The 16,978-nt window shown below is 34.5% G+C and carries 17 protein-coding genes; 1 reads left to right on the top strand and 16 read right to left on the bottom strand.

Annotated features, from left to right (window positions below; genetic code table 11):
- Window positions 1–206: 206 nt before the first annotated feature.
- The gene (locus BN3326_RS15740; protein WP_070000223.1) at window positions 207–1,373 is read left to right on the top strand and encodes an amidase domain-containing protein; all 1,167 of its coding nucleotides are present in this window, start codon (window positions 207–209) and stop codon (window positions 1,371–1,373) included.
- 101 nt (window positions 1,374–1,474) lie between these two features.
- Here the strand turns inward: BN3326_RS15740 and BN3326_RS15745 are convergent, their stop codons facing one another.
- From BN3326_RS15745 to argB, 16 genes are all read right to left on the bottom strand, one after another.
- Window positions 1,475–2,191 (bottom strand): N-acetylmuramoyl-L-alanine amidase, encoded by a 717-nt coding sequence (locus BN3326_RS15745; RefSeq protein WP_070000224.1) that lies wholly within the window; start codon window positions 2,189–2,191, stop codon window positions 1,475–1,477.
- A gap of 494 nt (window positions 2,192–2,685) precedes the next feature.
- Complete coding sequence (locus BN3326_RS15750) at window positions 2,686–3,375, bottom strand: DUF554 domain-containing protein (protein ID WP_070000225.1); 690 nt, start codon at window positions 3,373–3,375, stop codon at window positions 2,686–2,688.
- Between the two features lie 95 nt (window positions 3,376–3,470).
- Entirely contained in the window at window positions 3,471–4,163 is a 693-nt protein-coding gene (locus BN3326_RS15755) for a response regulator transcription factor (protein ID WP_070000226.1), read from the bottom strand.
- Between the two features lie 122 nt (window positions 4,164–4,285).
- Window positions 4,286–5,836: a HAMP domain-containing sensor histidine kinase gene (locus tag BN3326_RS15760; RefSeq protein WP_070000227.1), complete on the bottom strand. Its 1,551-nt coding sequence runs from the start codon at window positions 5,834–5,836 to the stop codon at window positions 4,286–4,288.
- Between the two features lie 33 nt (window positions 5,837–5,869).
- Window positions 5,870–7,075: a DUF4097 family beta strand repeat-containing protein gene (locus BN3326_RS15765; RefSeq protein ID WP_070000228.1), complete on the bottom strand. Its 1,206-nt coding sequence runs from the start codon at window positions 7,073–7,075 to the stop codon at window positions 5,870–5,872.
- 1 nt (window position 7,076) lies between these two features.
- On the bottom strand, window positions 7,077–7,703 hold the full coding sequence (locus BN3326_RS15770) for a hypothetical protein (RefSeq protein WP_070000229.1): 627 nt from the start codon (window positions 7,701–7,703) through the stop codon (window positions 7,077–7,079).
- 228 nt (window positions 7,704–7,931) lie between these two features.
- Window positions 7,932–9,626, bottom strand: a complete 1,695-nt coding sequence (locus BN3326_RS15775; RefSeq protein WP_070000230.1) for a methyl-accepting chemotaxis protein — start codon at window positions 9,624–9,626, stop codon at window positions 7,932–7,934.
- Window positions 9,627–9,802: 176 nt separating this feature from the next.
- Complete coding sequence (locus BN3326_RS15780) at window positions 9,803–10,249, bottom strand: Hsp20/alpha crystallin family protein (RefSeq protein ID WP_070000231.1); 447 nt, start codon at window positions 10,247–10,249, stop codon at window positions 9,803–9,805.
- An 83-nt stretch (window positions 10,250–10,332) separates the two neighbouring features.
- Entirely contained in the window at window positions 10,333–11,043 is a 711-nt protein-coding gene (gene queC / locus BN3326_RS15785; RefSeq protein WP_255363200.1) for a 7-cyano-7-deazaguanine synthase QueC, read from the bottom strand.
- Window positions 11,044–11,066: 23 nt separating this feature from the next.
- Window positions 11,067–11,654: a GTP cyclohydrolase I FolE gene (folE, locus tag BN3326_RS15790; protein WP_070000233.1), complete on the bottom strand. Its 588-nt coding sequence runs from the start codon at window positions 11,652–11,654 to the stop codon at window positions 11,067–11,069.
- Window positions 11,655–11,656: 2 nt separating this feature from the next.
- Window positions 11,657–12,322: a putative 7-carboxy-7-deazaguanine synthase QueE gene (gene queE / locus BN3326_RS15795; protein WP_070000234.1), complete on the bottom strand. Its 666-nt coding sequence runs from the start codon at window positions 12,320–12,322 to the stop codon at window positions 11,657–11,659.
- Between the two features lies 1 nt (window position 12,323).
- Entirely contained in the window at window positions 12,324–12,755 is a 432-nt protein-coding gene (gene queD, locus BN3326_RS15800; protein ID WP_070000235.1) for a 6-carboxytetrahydropterin synthase QueD, read from the bottom strand.
- Between the two features lies 1 nt (window position 12,756).
- On the bottom strand, window positions 12,757–13,545 hold the full coding sequence (locus BN3326_RS15805; RefSeq protein WP_070000236.1) for an acyl-CoA dehydratase activase: 789 nt from the start codon (window positions 13,543–13,545) through the stop codon (window positions 12,757–12,759).
- On the bottom strand, window positions 13,542–14,543 hold the full coding sequence (locus tag BN3326_RS15810; RefSeq protein ID WP_070000237.1) for a 2-hydroxyacyl-CoA dehydratase family protein: 1,002 nt from the start codon (window positions 14,541–14,543) through the stop codon (window positions 13,542–13,544). The genes BN3326_RS15805 and BN3326_RS15810 overlap by 4 nt, the downstream gene beginning before the upstream one ends.
- Before the next feature lie 384 nt (window positions 14,544–14,927).
- Window positions 14,928–16,106 carry an aspartate aminotransferase family protein gene (locus BN3326_RS15815; protein ID WP_070000238.1) on the bottom strand — a complete coding sequence of 393 codons (1,179 nt, stop codon included), beginning with the start codon at window positions 16,104–16,106 and terminating at the stop codon, window positions 14,928–14,930.
- The gene (gene argB, locus BN3326_RS15820) at window positions 16,091–16,978 is read right to left on the bottom strand and encodes an acetylglutamate kinase (protein WP_070000239.1); all 888 of its coding nucleotides are present in this window, start codon (window positions 16,976–16,978) and stop codon (window positions 16,091–16,093) included. Before argB ends, BN3326_RS15815 begins: the two co-directional genes overlap by 16 nt.

Here is a 16,978-nt window from a genome sequence, read left to right on the forward strand (position 1 = left end):
GTCGTTTACATTTACAAGTATAGTGTCTAAAAACAAAACAGTCTGTAACTATAGTTACAAACTGTAATTTATATTTATAAATTTTTCCAATAGCAAGTAAATTAACGTTGCTCTAATTTTGATACTCTAAATTTTCCATTTATATTATTTTTTTCTTGGTACAAACTATACTATAGCGAAAAATATATTACAAAGGGGAGAAAAATTTGAAGAAGGCCAAAAAACATCTGATTATATCTATCTGTCTTATTACGTTTCTATATAATACTATACCAAGTTTTAGCTGTTCCAATCTACATCCATATATTCTTAATGAAGAAACTATAAAAACTGACGAGCGCGAGATAAAACCCACCACTGAAGATATAGATGCAAATCTTAAGGCAGAATTTCAAGAAATCTTAAAAAATCTTTTTTCAACTAGAAACGATTGCATTGTTAAATTAGATGCTGAAACTTTAAAACAATTTTATAATTTAGATATTAAAGTAAGCTTATGGGCCTATGAAAGCGAGGCCAAGAAAATAAAGTATTTTAAAAACTGGTCAGAAAAACAATCGATTAAATTTAATAATATTGAGTCCATTATTAAAGTCAGGAAGATAAAAGAAAAAGAACCTGGCCTCTATGGCATTCTTTGCTTTGTATCTACTGAATTTAACTATAGTTATATAGATACGCCTGAGGTTCCTAATACATTCAGACTTGGAACCTCTCATTATATTAATTTAAAACAAGATGATAACCGCTTTGTTATTACAAAAGAATGGTATACAGATCCTTTTGCTGATTCACTTAACCTTGATAATCTTAAATCTAAAGAGGTGAAAGAGTATATTCTTAATCATAAAGCACCAGATTATAAGCCCAGTGAACGCGTACAAAAAGCTATTGATTACGCCCATAAATACTGTGGGATAAGTACAGATGAAGCCTATCTTTTTAAATACAACAAGGACTATAAAAATTTCAATCCTGATGGCGGCGACTGCGCAAACTTTGCCTCTCAAATACTACATGAAGGTGGAGGATTTAAAAAAGGCGGTTCATGGAACTATCACGGTCGCTCTGCTACTAAAGCATGGGTGAATGCCCAAGGTTTTAAAAATCATATGGTAAACAGTGGCCGAGGCTCCTATATTGCAAAGGGTAAATACCAAGAAGTTTATAAAGCAGCCTATAAAATGCGCCCAGGAGACTTTGTGGCTTATGAAAAAAAAGGAAAAATTGTCCACATCTCTACTGTAACAGGCCTCGATTCCAAGGGCTATCCACTTGTAACTTGTCATAATACAGATAGGCTGCTTGTGCCTTATGATCTTGGATGGAGTAATAGTAATATTAAATTTCACTTAGTGCATATGCATTATTAAATCCCTAAAGGCTAAAATATATCTAAGACCTGTCACTACAACAGATGCACAACGCACTGAAGTGACAGGTCTTTATTATAGATCTATTTGCGTTTACTTATTTAACTTTGGCTTTGATTGTATACTTCCAAAGCTTGTGTGGCAGCTTGCATCAGTTTTGTTTGATAGTTTTTATCAGAGAGCATTTTGTCTTCACTCCAATTACTCATAAACCCCATTTCAAAGATCACAACAGGCACCCTTGACCAGTTAAAACCTGTGATATCGCTTCTTTCAAAAATGCCATTAACTTTAATCCCCTGAGTTTGTAAAGACTCTTTGAGTAGCTGTGCGTATTTGTAACTCGGTTCATAAATGGCTGCTGTATGAGCTCCTTTCTTTGCAGGTACCAATAACACCACCCCACTTTTGCCTGAATTACCTATGCTGTCGCAGTGTAGTCTAATCGTCATATCTGCCTTAGCCTTATTGGCTACTTCTGCTCTTTCGGCATTACTTATATTAATATCATGGGTTTCTCTTGTCATTACTACTTGATAGCCTTTTTGTTTCAACATTTCCTTTAAGATCATTGCAGCTTCTAAGTTCACCTTATACTCAGCCTTTTTAGTTGCTACACCACTTGTTCCAGATGATACTCTGGCTTTTTTTTGCCCTGAGCCTGGTGCGATAGGTTCTGCCTTTGGATCGCCTTTAGCTTGATGACCTGGGTCTATACATACTGTGAAGTTTTCTTTTGCACACGCTGGTGCACTATACATAGTGAAGAGCACTATTGACATTAGCATATAAATAAGTAGTTTATTCTTGCGTTTCATTGTTTGTTGCCTCCTTGTTGTCATGTGTAACATTTATACTATTTATATGCTATTTTAGCTTTTTTTACTCATAGCTGTTGTACCTTCTTTAGGCTATAATTAACCCACAAAAGATACTCTCGTAACATTATATAGTTTTTTGTTACTTATAGTATCTTTTTGAGTTCTGCATGGGTGATGGGAGAGTAATTTTCCTCCCCTCCCTCATGCGGAACTAAAAACAAATACTATAAGTATCCAAAGTTACAAAATAAGTTTAATTACCCTTGCTATATCTTGATCTTCACCTCATTCTACACAATATTCCAAAAATTTTCAATCAGTTATTAATACTTTGTCATAGTCTATCATAAAGTTCATGCCTATAACCCGATGTGATTTGTCTCCTGATATTTACAACCCCAAAAATATTACAAAATAAAACCTACCAAAAGATTTTATTTCTTTTGATAGGTTTTATTTTGTATCCTTAAATCATTTAAAATCTAAAAGTTCTATACCAAACTTAGTACTATGTAATAAATCATTGGAATAAAAATAGCCGGCAGAAAGTTTGCTACCTTTATCTTTGTCATTCCTAATAAATTAAATCCAAGTCCCATAATGAGAATACTTCCGATTCCTGTTATGTTTGCAATTTCTCCGTCTTGCAGTATACTGCCTAAGAACCCAGCTGCCAGAGTAATAGCACCTTGATATAGAAAAACTGCTACTCCTGAGAAAATCACACCAATCCCCATAGATGATGCATAAATAATGGACGTAATGCCATCCAGCATTGATTTAATAAACAACATCGTATGGTTGCCTTCAAGACCGCTTTGAATTGAGCCTACTATAGCCATAGATCCTATACAAAAGAGAAGGCTTGCTGATACAAATCCTTCGGCAATATTACCGCCTTTATCTAAAGCCTTAAACTTTGCTTCGATCGTTTGTCCAAGGAAGCTCAGCCACTTATCAAGATCTATCAATTCACCTATTATCGCCCCAATAATAAGCGATAAGATAAGCAGTAATGTATCTGTGCTTTTTAAACTTCCAGATATGCCTATATATAATACACTAAGCCCCAATGCTTTCATAATAATATCATTAAAACGTTTTGGAATACCCCCTTTTAGCAGTAGTCCTAATAGGCTTCCAACTACAATCGCAATAGTATTAACAATTGTTCCTAACATGATAATTCTCCCTTTTTATAATGTATTTTATATTAAATCTATACGTACCATTATATAGCTTAGGGAAAATAAGGTAAAGCGTTTATTAAGACTTATCAAATAGCAAATTTATACCCTACCCCCCACACTGTAAATACATACTGTGGACTTCTAGGGTTATCTTCTATCTTTTCTCGCAGCTTTCTAATATGTACCATAACAGTATTGTTATTCTCAAAATATTCTTGCCCCCAAACGCGCTCATATAGGGTTCCTATTTTAAAAACTTGTCCTTTATTTACCCATAAAAGTTTTAAAATACTAAATTCTATCGGCGTTAAATTCACTTCAATTTCTTGTTTAAATACTTTTCCACTTTCTAAATCAAGCTTTAATCCGTCTTCTTCTAAAATTTTAGCAGTACTACTTGCTGTATTAAGCTTTGTAAATCTTCTAATCTGAGCTTTGACTCTTGCTATAAGTTCTAGTGGATTAAAAGGCTTAGTTAAGTAATCATCTGCCCCTACAGATAGCCCTAATATTTTATCAATATCCTCCGCCTTGGCAGAAAGCATGATAATCGGAATATTATGTTTTTCTCTTATTTTTAAACAAGCATCTACCCCATTCACTACCGGCATCATCACATCAAGTATGATAAGATCTATCTTCTCTTTTTCTACAGTTTGTATAGCTTCTAAACCAGTCTTGGCTATAATTGTCCAATAACCTTCATTTTTCAGATATATCTCTATTAAATCTCTAATCTCTTTATCATCATCTACGATAAGTACCATCTGCTGGCTCATTTTATCTCTCCATTCATTACACATTTACTAAAGTACCTCATACTATTATTCAAATATTATCACAAAACTCCGCGGTATAATATATACTTTCGTGCAGACAAATTTATTTTCGAGTAATATTATCATACAGAAGTTTTAATTTTTGGCAGCTTTATCATAAAACTAACAATTTCTCCTTTTAGTTTTGCCCTAATCACTCCTTCATGACGTTCTATAATACTCTTAACAATAGCAAGTCCAAGCCCGCTTCCTCCTGCCGCACTGCTTCTTGATTGATCTGTTCGATAAAATCTATCAAATAATCTATCCAATTCTTCTTGTGACAGATTAGTACACCTATTGCTTATCGCAAAAAACAAAGTTTCTTCAAGTTCTCTAAGTTCTATATAAATCGTATCACCTTCTTGACTATATTTAATTGCATTTTCTATGAGATTCTCAAATGCTCTTGTCATCTTTGGAATATCGGCCATAATTACAGCCTGCTTAGCATTTAGCTCCATTTGCATATCAATAAGTTTTTCACTAGCAAGAGGCATAAATTCTTCTGTAAGCTGTTGAATAAGATTTATAAGTGAAATAGATTCTTTATTAAGCTCCGCTCCTTTTTGATGCAGCTTTGTGAGCTCAAATAAATCTTCAATGAGTACTTTTAGGCTTTCTGATTTATTATACGCAATGTCTATATACTTATCTGCTTCTTCTTGACTTTTAAACTGCTTATTTTTTATAAGTCCCATATATCCAATAATAGAAGTGAGAGGTGTTCTTAAATCATGAGCTACATTGGTTACCAACTCATTCTTTAGCTTTTCTGTCTGTAATTTAGCTTCGATTTGTCTTTTAATTTCACTTTCCATATAGGTAATATCTTTTGCAACCTGTGCAAGCTCGTCTTCTCCTACTATATCAACTTGATAAGATAAATCACCTTTAGAAATCTCTCCTAAACAATGGGAAAGATACTCTATATAATCTATCTTATTCTTTGTAAATTTAAAAAGTAATAGGATAAAAACTCCTGCCCCTGTGATAATTCCTAATAGCGTTGGTATTGAAGTGTAGTAATACTTTGTATGTCCTTGTAATACCGCTTCAACATAAAGGTAACAGATTTCACCACTTAGTATGATTGGATAAATACCTGTAAACGTATTGCCTTGTCTATAAATGTTTTCCTTGTTATTTACCTTTTGAATAACTTTAACTAAATCTATACTTTGCACATAGTCTTTTTGAAATATAATAGTTCCTTTGCTATCTGCTAAGTAGTAATTCGTATCTATAGCACCATAGTAATTATCTGTTAGCTGTGAAAGATTTTCCTTAAATTCACTTTCTATTGTTTCTTCTTCAAAGCTTATATCATTTTTACTCTCTGGAACATTATCTTCTAGTTTGTTAAGCTCAGTAAGTATACTTATAATATAATTTTCGAAAGAAGCCTTGCTTTCTTCATAAGCAGTATACTTTTTTCTTCCCAGGTCGGTATGTCTAATAGCCTCACTTACAAACACACTAGATAATACGGAAAACGTCAAGGCTGTACCTACAGCAAAGAGTATTTGCAATTTAATGCTTTTCTTTATCTCTACTTTTGCCTGCTTATAGAGATATTTCCCCTTTTCTAATAACCTTTTTAAGGATTTATTTAACTTTCTTTGCTTTGCCACAGTTTCACTCCTCCTCTCCTTAGCTTTATTCTTTTAGTTTGCAGGTAATTGATCTTTGTCTGCTACAACATTTTCACTCTTATAACCATTATCTAATAACTGTATGCTATATATTGTATCTGCTTGAACAGATACTTTGGTAGACTGATCTCCAAAGAAGTATTGTCTAAAATTCTCTCCTTGTGCCTTCATTTGTATTGGAAAATCACTTATCTGTATTGGAAAATTACTTATCCTATTATCCTCATCGTCACAATACTTCCATTTACAAATCACATCTAATCCTAAGGTATTACTTGGCAGCATCAATGTCGCACCTGCTGGATCCCCAAGTATACTAATACGTTTGGGCACAATGGTCGTATTTATATCAATATTGGTGTGATAAGCTTCAATGACTACCTCGTCAAATGCCCCGTCAAGCTTAATTCCTCCACCATCATTATAAAATTCTGCTTTGCATATTGTATCTGATTTTATATCTAAATTACCATAAGCATTGGATTCGATTGATTTATAGCTTCCTCTTAATCTAATGTCACCACTTCCTTCTATTCTAACATCTGCCGGCAGCCCAGACTCAATCCATACTTTATTGTCGTTGTTTTTAATCTCTATACTGCTATAGTTTCCATTTAATATACATTCCATATTTCCGCTAATGTTTACCTGTGCCAATCCTTTAGATTTGATTTCAATCTTGCCATAACTGGCGTCAACATTTATCTTTTCATAATTACCCTCTAAGAATATATTTCCTCTACTAGCATCTACATTCAGTTCTTTGATATTTATAGTGTTTAAGTTAATATCTATGTCTCCTGACCAATAGCTGTTTTTAACCTCTAACTTATTAATAGCTTGTTCTGGTAAGTAAACATAACATGCCTCTATGCTTTCTTTAACCAGAAATTCCATATCTATATTTTTTTCTTTCTCTAATATAATATAAGATGAATTCTCTTTTGTCTCTATGTCTAATGTATAAGTTGGATGGTGGCCTAGTACATCTACAAATTTTTGTGTAAACTCTATGTAAGGTGCTCCTTCTGTTACTGCTATCTTAACAGGTACTGCTGAATTAATATAAATATTTTCAAGAGTAGCTATGTCTAAATCCCTTTTTTGATAGTCTTCATAAACCTGCATTTCATTATAGTAAATGTGTCCTGCAAGTGCTGCTGTACTTACTGCACTTATCAAAGCAATAACAAATAATCCAATGATCCATTTTTTCATCCTATTTTTCCTCCTTACATACTGCTTGAGCACTTTTTTTCATTTTGTATTGTTTAATCCCTCTAATTCCAGCTTTACAGCATGAAAAACCACTTAGTAATGCTAATGCCCCAGTAGCTGCTAGTGTAATAGCCAGAGATATCATTAAAGCAACAATTGTATTGCTTATTGTACTTATAAAAAAAGCAGTTCCTATTAATATGGCTATACTTAAACATATCAAAGCTATTCCTCCGCCAAGTATAACTGCTACCCCGCCTCCTATAATTCCACCTATTAATAAGATTAGTGGGAGCAGCATAATAAATAAGCACAGTTTTGCAATACGCATAAGCCATCTTGAAATCCTGCTGCGTGGTTTGTGGTTACTTTGACTGACGTATTTAATAAAGGAAGTATCACTATCACTTTCTTCTACTTTCTCCTCCTCTGCATTTACCACATCAATAATACTCTCATCTACTTTAAAAGCAGGTATATATTCGCCTACTATCGGTGCATATATTTCTTTTGTCATAGTTTTTTCTTTCTGCTCCATATCTTGATTATCATCTTCGTCTTCATAATCTGAATGAAATGTTTTACCTACTTCATACTCTTTAAATATATCATAGTCTTTATCTATCATCTGCGTTCCTCTGCCTTCTTTCTAATATTTTTTATACTACTATCTTACATCTAATATCTTAAAATACTTCTTTTAAAATATTAAGATTTCTTAATATTTTAATCATCAACAATATATTAAAATCTATTATAAATAAAAAGTTATATAAAAAACTACTAAAAGTATGGTATTTTTCACCTTTAGTAGTTTTTATAAATTTTTATTATTCATGTTATTTAGCGTCTTAAATTATCCTACTTGAAACTTATTTACAGATTCTTTTAAAAGTTTCGAATCCTGCATACTTATATTCATCTGCTTTTCAACTTCACTTACCATCCTAACGATTTCGGCCATTTTTTCTGCAATATCTTGTGTGCCTTTAGACCCCTCATTAATTGTGACCGTTACGTCACTGATCGCTGATATAATACCTTCAGTCGTTGCTGTTAATTCTTCTGAAGCCGCACTAAAATCATTTACTAAGTCTTCTACAAACACGGCATCCCCTTCATAAACTTCTCCTGTTTTTACAAGTTCATTATAATCTTTTGAAACAGTCGTATCGATAAAGCTCATAATAGACTTTGAGCTATCAGATAAATGATTAACCGCTTCTAATACTTCCCCTATTACACTTTGAATTTTAGTTGTAGTATTTGCTGAATGCTCTGCGAGCTTACGGATCTCATCAGCAACTACTGCAAAGCCTCTTCCTGCTTCTCCAGCCCTTGCTGCTTCTATAGCCGCATTAAGTGCCAAAAGATTAGTTTGATCTGAAATCTCTAAAATAGTATCTGAGAGCACTTCAATCTGAGTAATTGCCTTAGATCTTTCTAAAGCTTCCTCGAGTTTTACTTTGGTATGTTCATACGTCTCTTTGGCGGCATTTTGTGAAGTAATGGCACTCACTTTTAACCGGTTAGCACGTTCATTAATTTCACCTGCTGCCATAGCTCCTTCTTGTGCTCTTTTAGCCATGGAGACAATAGCTGTTTCAATTTCAGTTGAAGAGGCATTGATCTCCTGGGCAGAAGCTGACGTTTCTTCCATCCCCGCTGCAAGTTCTTGAACTGTAGCTGATGAATGCTCAATATTCTCATTTAAAACAGCCAAATAACTTGATACACTTTCAGCTGTTTTTGATACCCCATTAGCCCGTATATTAACTTCAATAATAATCTCTTTTATATTATTTATAAACTGATTGACAGACTGCGCAAGTTCGCCCATTTCATCTTTAGATTTAATTTCTATTGTTTGTGTAAGATCTCCACCCTTTTGTGCCAGATCCTTCAATCTTACTTTTAGAGTTGTGATTGGCTTAATAATTGCTGCAATATTAATAAGTGACATAATAATGCCGAGTAAAACTGCAAGGACTATGGCTCCCATCAATAAACTTCTTGAAATATGATAAACAGCCGCCCCCTCATCACTTATTTTTTTAGCTTCTTCTGCATTGTAATTTACTAGTGTCTGGACAGACTGCGCCATCTTATCATAGGCTATCTTGCCCTGCCCCTGCATAAAAACCATGGCTTCTTTTGTTTTAAGCAAATTACTCCATGCAAGCATCTGATCATGGGCTTCTAGATACTTTCCCCATTCTTTTTCAAATACCACAATACCTCCATATTGATTGAAGCTTTTCATCTCTTTGATATGTAGTTTAATATTTTCTTTAAGTTCAGCTATTTTTTGCTGTATCTGTTTCTTTTCTTCACTGTCTTCTGTAATAATATGCTGATACTCAAGTGCTCTAAAAGATGCCACTTCAAAATTGAGGTTTTGTACATAATTAAGTTGCGGTATAACTTCCTCGGTAATTAGTGTTGATTTTTCATTCATCTTATTAAGTATTTCCATAGAAAAAATTCCTACGGCTATTAATAAAATACCTAAGAAGGAAAATGAGAATATAAGTTTGCGTTTAATCGTCATGGTAACAATTCTCCCCTCTTTTTTAGTTCTACTAAATAATTTATATTGTTTATAATAATACTATATTATCACAAATAATTGCAAGTTTTTATATCAACTTTGTTGTTTTTCTAAATCTTTTAATATTTCTTGAAATATATAAAGACCTCTAGCAAGGGCTAGAGGTCTTTATATATTTATTTAATTTCAATGCGCTGCTTGTTCGCTTCAAGCTCCAATTTTGGAGCAATTATTTTAAGGATGCCATTTTCGAGTTTTGCATCTATACTGTCTGCTTTAATATTCTTAAGATAAAGGCCTCTTTGCATAGAAGCAGCTCTTCTTTCACGATGAATATAATTTTGCTTTTCTTCATTAACTTCTTCATTTCTTTGAACTAGGATGGTTAATCTGCCATCATTATAATCTAAATTAATTTCTTCTTTTTTGATTCCTGGCATTTCAGCTTCAATTAAAAATTCTTGTTCGTTTTCTTTAACATCAAGTTTAAACGTATCACTTCTAAGACTTCTTCCCGGTAAAAAACTGTCATTAAAAAAGTCATCGATCATATTGTAGAAATCCACAAATTCATTATTAGTTTTTTGTACTGCATGGCGATTGAAAGGTGTTAATCCAAACATATCAATTCCTCCTTTAGATAATTTTTTATTTTTGTTAGCACTCTATTTAAGTGAGTGCTAATTACACTTATAATATATGACTATTATTTTATTTTGTCAATAGTCTTTTTAATTTTTTTCAAATAATTTTTCTCAAATTCTAAATAACCTTTTTCTCGAAGTTTGCAGGCTGGGCACTCCCCGCAGCCACGGCCTTTTAGTCCATTATAGCAAGTTAGTGTCTCTTCTTTTATAATCTCTAAAACCCCTAGATCATGTGCCATCTTCCAAGTTTCTTCTTTATTAATCCACATCAGAGGTGTAAGAATATCAAAAGGAAAATCTATCGCTAAATTTAAAGTTACATTTAAAGATTTTATAAAAACATCTCTGCAATCTGGATATCCGCTGAAATCACTTTGTGAAACACCTGTTATAAGTGTATTAATCCCTCTTTGTTTAGCAAAGATCGCCGCAAATGTTAAGAATAATAAATTTCTTCCATCTACAAAAGTATTTGGCGGTCCTTCTTCTGGTGCATCTTTATCAACCGCTATATCCTTTCTTGTCAAAGAATTAGGCGCTAGCTGATTTAACAAATCCAAATTTAAAATATGAAACTCTACATCATGTTTTTCACAGATAGCCTTGGCACATTCAAGCTCTAACTTATGCTTTTGATTATAATCAAATGATAATGCTATGACTTCTTTAAATCTCTTCTTTGCCCAAAATAGACAGGTGGTACTGTCTTGTCCTCCGCTAAATACAACTACAGCTTTCTCTTTATTCATTTTACTCTCCCTTTCTTCTATTATATTTTTTAATGCGTAACACCTTATTTATACAGCATCATAAGTTGATGCTGCAGCATCTGGTCTTCTTTAAACCTTCCTCTTAATGTTGTCGTTAATGTCTTGGTCCCCGGCTTTTGTATACCTCTAGAAGTCATACAGCCATGTTCACCTTTTATGATGATGGCTACATCTTCTGACTCCGTAACTTGCTGTATAATTTCTGCAATATCAGTACCAATTCTTTCTTGAAGCTGGAGCCTGCGCCCTACCATATCTGCTATTCTTGCAATTTTACTTAATCCAATGACTTTCTCCTTTGGGATATAGGCTACAGCAACCTTCATATTATACATAAGTGCCAGATGATGCTCACAATAACTAAAAATTTCTATGTTCTTCATTAAAACAATATCGTTATTACTTCCTTCTATAAGACTGTCTTCTTCAAAGGTTGTATTAAACATTTCAGCTATTTCATCATTTGTATAAGTCATGCCTTCAAAAACTTCTTGATACATTTTAGCAACTCTTTGCGGCGTATCCTTTAAGCCTTCGCGGTCCGGGTCATCACCTAATGCTATTAAGATACCCCTTATATGTTCTTCAATTTTTTTTATATCAACGGCCATCTCTATACTCCTCTCTGACTTACGTCCCATATCACTTTATGAAGCTGGATTTGTAAGTTCACCCCATTCATATGATGCACTTTCATAAACTCTACAATACTTTCTACAGCAATTTTTCCAAATACAGGGCTAATATATAGATTGGTCTGCCCTGCAAGGTTAAATACATTGATAATCTCTCCTGCCTTTTCTAAGTCCTCCTTGCTTCCTGCTACAAACTTAACGGTATCTTTTAGGGTAAGGTACTTGAAATTATCTATTAGCATTTTATTTTCCATACCGCTTGAAGGCAGTTTATAATCCATTGTAAAACTTGGTGGATGATCTATCTGAGAGAACCTCCTAAGCTCGATACTGCCATTGGTCTCTATTTCTACACGAAGTTCTTTATCTTGAGCAAGTGTTTTTAATAATGCTTCAATATGCGTCTCTAAGAGAGGTTCTCCCCCAGTGAGCGTAATATTTGTTATCTTAGTTGATTTGATATAGTGATAAATGGCTTCTAGAGACATTTCTTCGTAAGAAACATATTTCTCATTTGCCCACATCGTATCACAATAGCTACAGTTTAAATTACAGCCTGCAAATCTTATAAAAACAGCCAGTTGCCCAGCCCTAAGCCCTTCGCCATTAATACTTACAAATTTTTCAACTACTTTAAATGTCATTTTAATTCATCCCACTTTCTTCATACGCGGCGCTATTGATAGGGGTCTCATAAACGATAACCCTTTTAACCCCAAACCCTTTAGCTTTTATCTCTTTAAAGAAAAAAGCCGCAAAGTTTTCTGCCGTAGGCCTAAAATCTACTATTATCATTCTAAATCCATCTTGTTCTAGACATTTTAAAGTCTCTTGCCTCATTGTGCCTTGCTCAATAATCAGCGCGTGATCATAAGCATCTACTAAATCCTTAACAACCCTTTTCAAGTCTCCAAAGTCTACAACCATCCCCTCAAGCTGTCCATCTTCCATAAGCTCTTTGGCCTGTACCTCAACCTCAACCCGCCATCTATGTCCATGAATATTGCTGCATTTCCCCTTATAGTTTGCAAGAAAATGTGCACTATCAAAGCTATGTTCTGTTTTTAAAATATACATTTTACTTCCTCCTTGCATCTCTCTTATGATGTGCTAATATTTTCTCTGCATAATAGCAGCACCCTATAGCTCCATTAAATTGAGGCTCTTTTAGCACTATCACTTCTTTATAGTCATTCTCAAGATATTTTTTAATTGCTCCATTGCGTGCGACACCGCCTGATAAAACTACAGTATCTCCTCTAAAGTCACTCAGTTGTGGTCTAAGTCTTTTATAAAGTGAATAGTTAACACCTGCACATAGTCTCTCAAGACTTATGCCTTCTGCTATTTTTCCTATGAGTTCTGATTCCGAAAAAACAGCACAAGTTGCATTAAGTTCTATGGGATCTTCATAGTAATTGCTCATTTTATCTAACGGCATCTCGAGTACCTGTGCCATATTTTCTAAATATCGACCACAAGACGCTGCACATTTTTCATTAAGTTCTAAGTCTGTAGTCATACCTTTTTCCACTTTAATAACCTTGACATCTTGCCCACCTATGTCTAAAAGTATATAATCTCTAAGCCCGCCTTGATAGATACTGCCATAAACATGGGCTTTGATTTCATTAATAGGTGTAAAATATTTTAAATCCGTATTATTTCTGCCATACCCTGTAGAAACAGCTTGCTCTAATTCTCCTAGGTTTAATTTTTCCAAATCAACCTTAACTTTGCCGTCAAAACTACAGTAATCTCTATAAAAAGTCATTGTACTTACCTTTTGCTGCATGATAATCTGGCTATTTTCCATAAGCACAATCTTAACTTCACGACTTCCAAGGTCTATCCCTAGTACGCTCATGCTTTTCCCTCCTTTAAATCAAGCAGCATATCTAAAAAAGCTTCCAGTCTTAGCTTTGTTCTAGCATCTAGCGTATTAAGTTTATCCCCTTCAATGTGTAAAATAGGAAGATCCAGCTGCTCCTTGAGGACAATATCCTCCACTGCACGATAACAAAAAGCCTGAGTATAGTGGATAATCGCATCCAGCTCTCTTATCTCAACTTGTTTTTTTAACTCTTTTATTCTAAAGCGAATATCATATGGATAAGTATAATCATAATACTGCTCAAATATATTCTGTGCCTCCCCTGCTCTTGGAAAGGCAAATTCTCTTTGTACCTCATTATAAACAAAATGCGCGTCAAACTTCTCAACGAATGTATAAAGATCAGCCGTCATAGGGGGAACCCCTATATAACCTAATCTTAATTTTTTGTGTAAAGGCGCTCTTTTTTTAATAACCTCTATAGCTTGCTTCAGATCTTTTTCAAATCCTAATGGATCTCCATTAAAATCACTTAGACTGACTTGATAGAGATGATTTTCAAAGCCCGTAGCTTTATGCTCTTCATAAGTCAGCCTGTCTATTTCTTTAGCAAGGGTTCTGAGTGGCGCTAACTGTTCTCTCACATTTTCTGCGTCTCTATACTTTACCTTAAAGCTCTTCATAAGCTTTCTTATTTCACCTTCTACATCTTCTAATGTATGACTATGCGGAAAAGAGAAAGGATGTATCTGAATGCCTTTTAACGCAAGTACTTCTACAAGTGCCTTTGTATTTGAACAGTCCCCTCCCACAACGCCTACGATCTCCTTTATATCTTCTTCAATACATACACCGTAAAGGCCCTTAATCCAAGCACATAAACTTTTTGGAAAGCCCGCTCTCTCAGCTATATCTATATATTTAGAGTAATCCTTAGAAGTTATAAAAATATTATTGAGATCTATCGGCGTATAACCCGCTGCAATCAATACTTCTATCGGAACTGTAGTCGTTAATCCTATTTTTCTCATAACTTTTGGGCCTCCTCTTTAAGTTAATAATCTATAGTAAAATAATTTTAACATTATATATATACATTGTTTTAAATAATAAAAAAAGGACATTAAATGTCCACAAACAAAAAAAGCCCTTTTTGCAAGGGGAGTTAAACCACATAGTTATGCAGTTATGCCCTAGTTTTGTTTATAGACAGGATGGTACGAATGAACTGTCTGTATTTGGCTTAGTCTCATGTAGTTTACTATAACGCCGCAGGCTAGTCAAGTTTATGAAATTAAACTTTTAGTTTTCCCAATATTTACAGCTATCTGTACCTATAAAACGAAACACCCTGCAATGCGCAAGGTGTTTTTGCAATACACTCTATATATCATCTAACTTACTGTATCATTTCTTTAGAGTTCTTTTAATGACTCTTTTAAAATGCTGATACATTCATCAATTTGCTCTTTATTTATAACAAGCGGCGGAACAAAACGCACTACATTCTCTCCGGCTCCTACAACAAGCATACCTTTTTCGATACATTTACTAACAACTTCTTTTGGGGCCACTTTAAGTTCAATGCCTTGCATAAGTCCCATACCTCTTACATCTGTGATCACATCAAATGATTCTTTCAGCTTAACCAGCTCGCCCTCAAGATAAGCTCCCACTTCTTTTACATGACTAAGAAGATCCTTTTGAATAAGCTCCTCAAGTACAACTTTAGCTGCTGTAGTCGCCAGAGGGTTTCCTCCAAAGGTAGAAGCATGATCTGCCGGTACAAAGACATCTGCTTTACTGGTGCACAACATCGCCCCGATAGGCACGCCGCTTCCAAGTGCTTTAGCCAGGGTAATCACATCCGGCTGAAGATCGAAGTTTTCAAAGGCAAATAACGTACCCGTTCTGCCGATTCCTGTTTGCACTTCATCTATCATAAGAAGCGCATCGTACGCGTGGCAAATCTTTTGAACCTCCTGAAGGTATTCCTTATTCCCCGGAATAATACCTCCTTCACCTTGAATCACTTCTATAAGTACAGCACAGGTATCTTGATCAATCAGTTCTTTAAAACTGTCTATATTGTTATATTCTGCATAACTGAAGCCTTCCATAACCGGCATAAAGTTTTTTTGATACTTTGTCTGCCCTGTTGCTGAAAGAGCACCATACGTTCTGCCATGAAACGAATGGTTCATTGTGATAACTTTTGTCTTTTTCTCATTTATATTTTTGCCGTATTTTCGAGCGAGCTTAAGCGCTGCTTCATTAGCTTCTGCCCCGCTGTTGCAAAAGAAAACTTTATCAAAAAGAGAGTTTTCTACAAGAAGCTTAGCAGCTTCAATCTGCTGTGGAATATAATAGAGATTTGAAATATGGAGCAGTTTATCAACTTGCTCTTTAAGGGCAGCGCTTAGTGCCGGGTGAGAATAACCTAAAGCATTAACAGCTATTCCTGCGCACATGTCTAGGTATTTCTTTCCTTTATCATCATACACATAAACATCTTCTCCATATGTGACTACAATAGGAAATCTATTGTAAGAGTTCATTACATATTTTTGACCAAGCTCTACATATCCAGACATACATCATCCCCCTTTTTATACATCATTGTGCCAATACCACTGTGCGTATAAATTTCAAGTACAAGCGCGTGTCCTAGTCTGCCATCAAGAATATGCACCATAGAAACGCCTTTTTCAATAGCTTCCATACAGCACTCAACCTTTGGAATCATACCACCTGCTATAACCCCCGATGCAATATAGTCTTTTGCCTCTTCATCATTAAGATATGAAATGAGTGTGGACGGATCATCTTTATCTTTAAGAACGCCCTCAACATCTGTTAAAAACACTAGCTTCTGGGCCTTAAGCGCTGCAGCTATTGCCACTGCTGCGTAGTCAGCATTGATATTATAAGTATTCCCCTCATCATCTGAACCAATAGGGGATATAACAGGAATAAACCCATTATCTATTAATGTATGAATAAGAGACGTATTTACTTTTTCTATCTCTCCTACAAAACCTAGATCAGCACCTTCTTTGATGATCTTTTTAGCACGGAGGATTTTACCGTCTTTGCCTGTAAGTCCAACAGCAAGCCCGCCTTGTCCTGAGATCATCTCAACAATTTGCTTATTAACTTTACCTGCAAGTACCATCTCTACAACTTCCATTGTTTCTTTTGTGGTAACTCTTAAACCATTAATAAACTCCGACTGTATATCAAGTCTTTTTAGCATCCCGTTAATTTCTGGACCCCCGCCATGTACAATGACAGGCTTTAAGCCAACAAGCTTTAATAACACCATATCCTGTACAATAGTCTTATTAATTTCTGGGTCTAGCATGGCACTTCCACCATATTTAATGACTACAGTATTGCCATTAAAAGCTCTTATATAAGGAAGTGCTTCAATAAGTACATTTGCTTTTTCGAGTACAACATTCAT

The sequence above is a fragment of the Cellulosilyticum sp. I15G10I2 genome (assembly GCF_900095725.1).
Taxonomy (GTDB): Bacteria; Bacillota; Clostridia; order Lachnospirales; family Cellulosilyticaceae; genus FMMP01.

Excerpts from the sequence above, each read along its gene's own strand:
- BN3326_RS15775 (WP_070000230.1), bottom strand. The coding sequence starts at position 9,626 with ATGACGATTAAACGCAAACTTATATTCTCATTTTCCTTCTTAGGTATT.
- BN3326_RS15765 (WP_070000228.1), bottom strand. The coding sequence starts at position 7,075 with ATGAAAAAATGGATCATTGGATTATTTGTTATTGCTTTGATAAGTGCA.
- BN3326_RS15745 (WP_070000224.1), bottom strand. The coding sequence starts at position 2,191 with ATGAAACGCAAGAATAAACTACTTATTTATATGCTAATGTCAATAGTG.
- argB (WP_070000239.1), bottom strand. The coding sequence starts at position 16,978 with ATGAATGTTGTACTCGAAAAAGCAAATGTACTTATTGAAGCACTTCCT.
- BN3326_RS15815 (WP_070000238.1), bottom strand. The coding sequence starts at position 16,106 with ATGTCTGGATATGTAGAGCTTGGTCAAAAATATGTAATGAACTCTTAC.
- folE (WP_070000233.1), bottom strand. The coding sequence starts at position 11,654 with ATGGCCGTTGATATAAAAAAAATTGAAGAACATATAAGGGGTATCTTA.
- BN3326_RS15810 (WP_070000237.1), bottom strand. The coding sequence starts at position 14,543 with ATGAGAAAAATAGGATTAACGACTACAGTTCCGATAGAAGTATTGATT.
- queE (WP_070000234.1), bottom strand. The coding sequence starts at position 12,322 with ATGACATTTAAAGTAGTTGAAAAATTTGTAAGTATTAATGGCGAAGGG.
- BN3326_RS15750 (WP_070000225.1), bottom strand. The coding sequence starts at position 3,375 with ATGTTAGGAACAATTGTTAATACTATTGCGATTGTAGTTGGAAGCCTA.
- BN3326_RS15780 (WP_070000231.1), bottom strand. The coding sequence starts at position 10,249 with ATGTTTGGATTAACACCTTTCAATCGCCATGCAGTACAAAAAACTAAT.
- BN3326_RS15805 (WP_070000236.1), bottom strand. The coding sequence starts at position 13,545 with ATGAGCGTACTAGGGATAGACCTTGGAAGTCGTGAAGTTAAGATTGTG.
- BN3326_RS15755 (WP_070000226.1), bottom strand. The coding sequence starts at position 4,163 with ATGAGCCAGCAGATGGTACTTATCGTAGATGATGATAAAGAGATTAGA.
- queD (WP_070000235.1), bottom strand. The coding sequence starts at position 12,755 with ATGTATATTTTAAAAACAGAACATAGCTTTGATAGTGCACATTTTCTT.
- BN3326_RS15770 (WP_070000229.1), bottom strand. The coding sequence starts at position 7,703 with ATGATAGATAAAGACTATGATATATTTAAAGAGTATGAAGTAGGTAAA.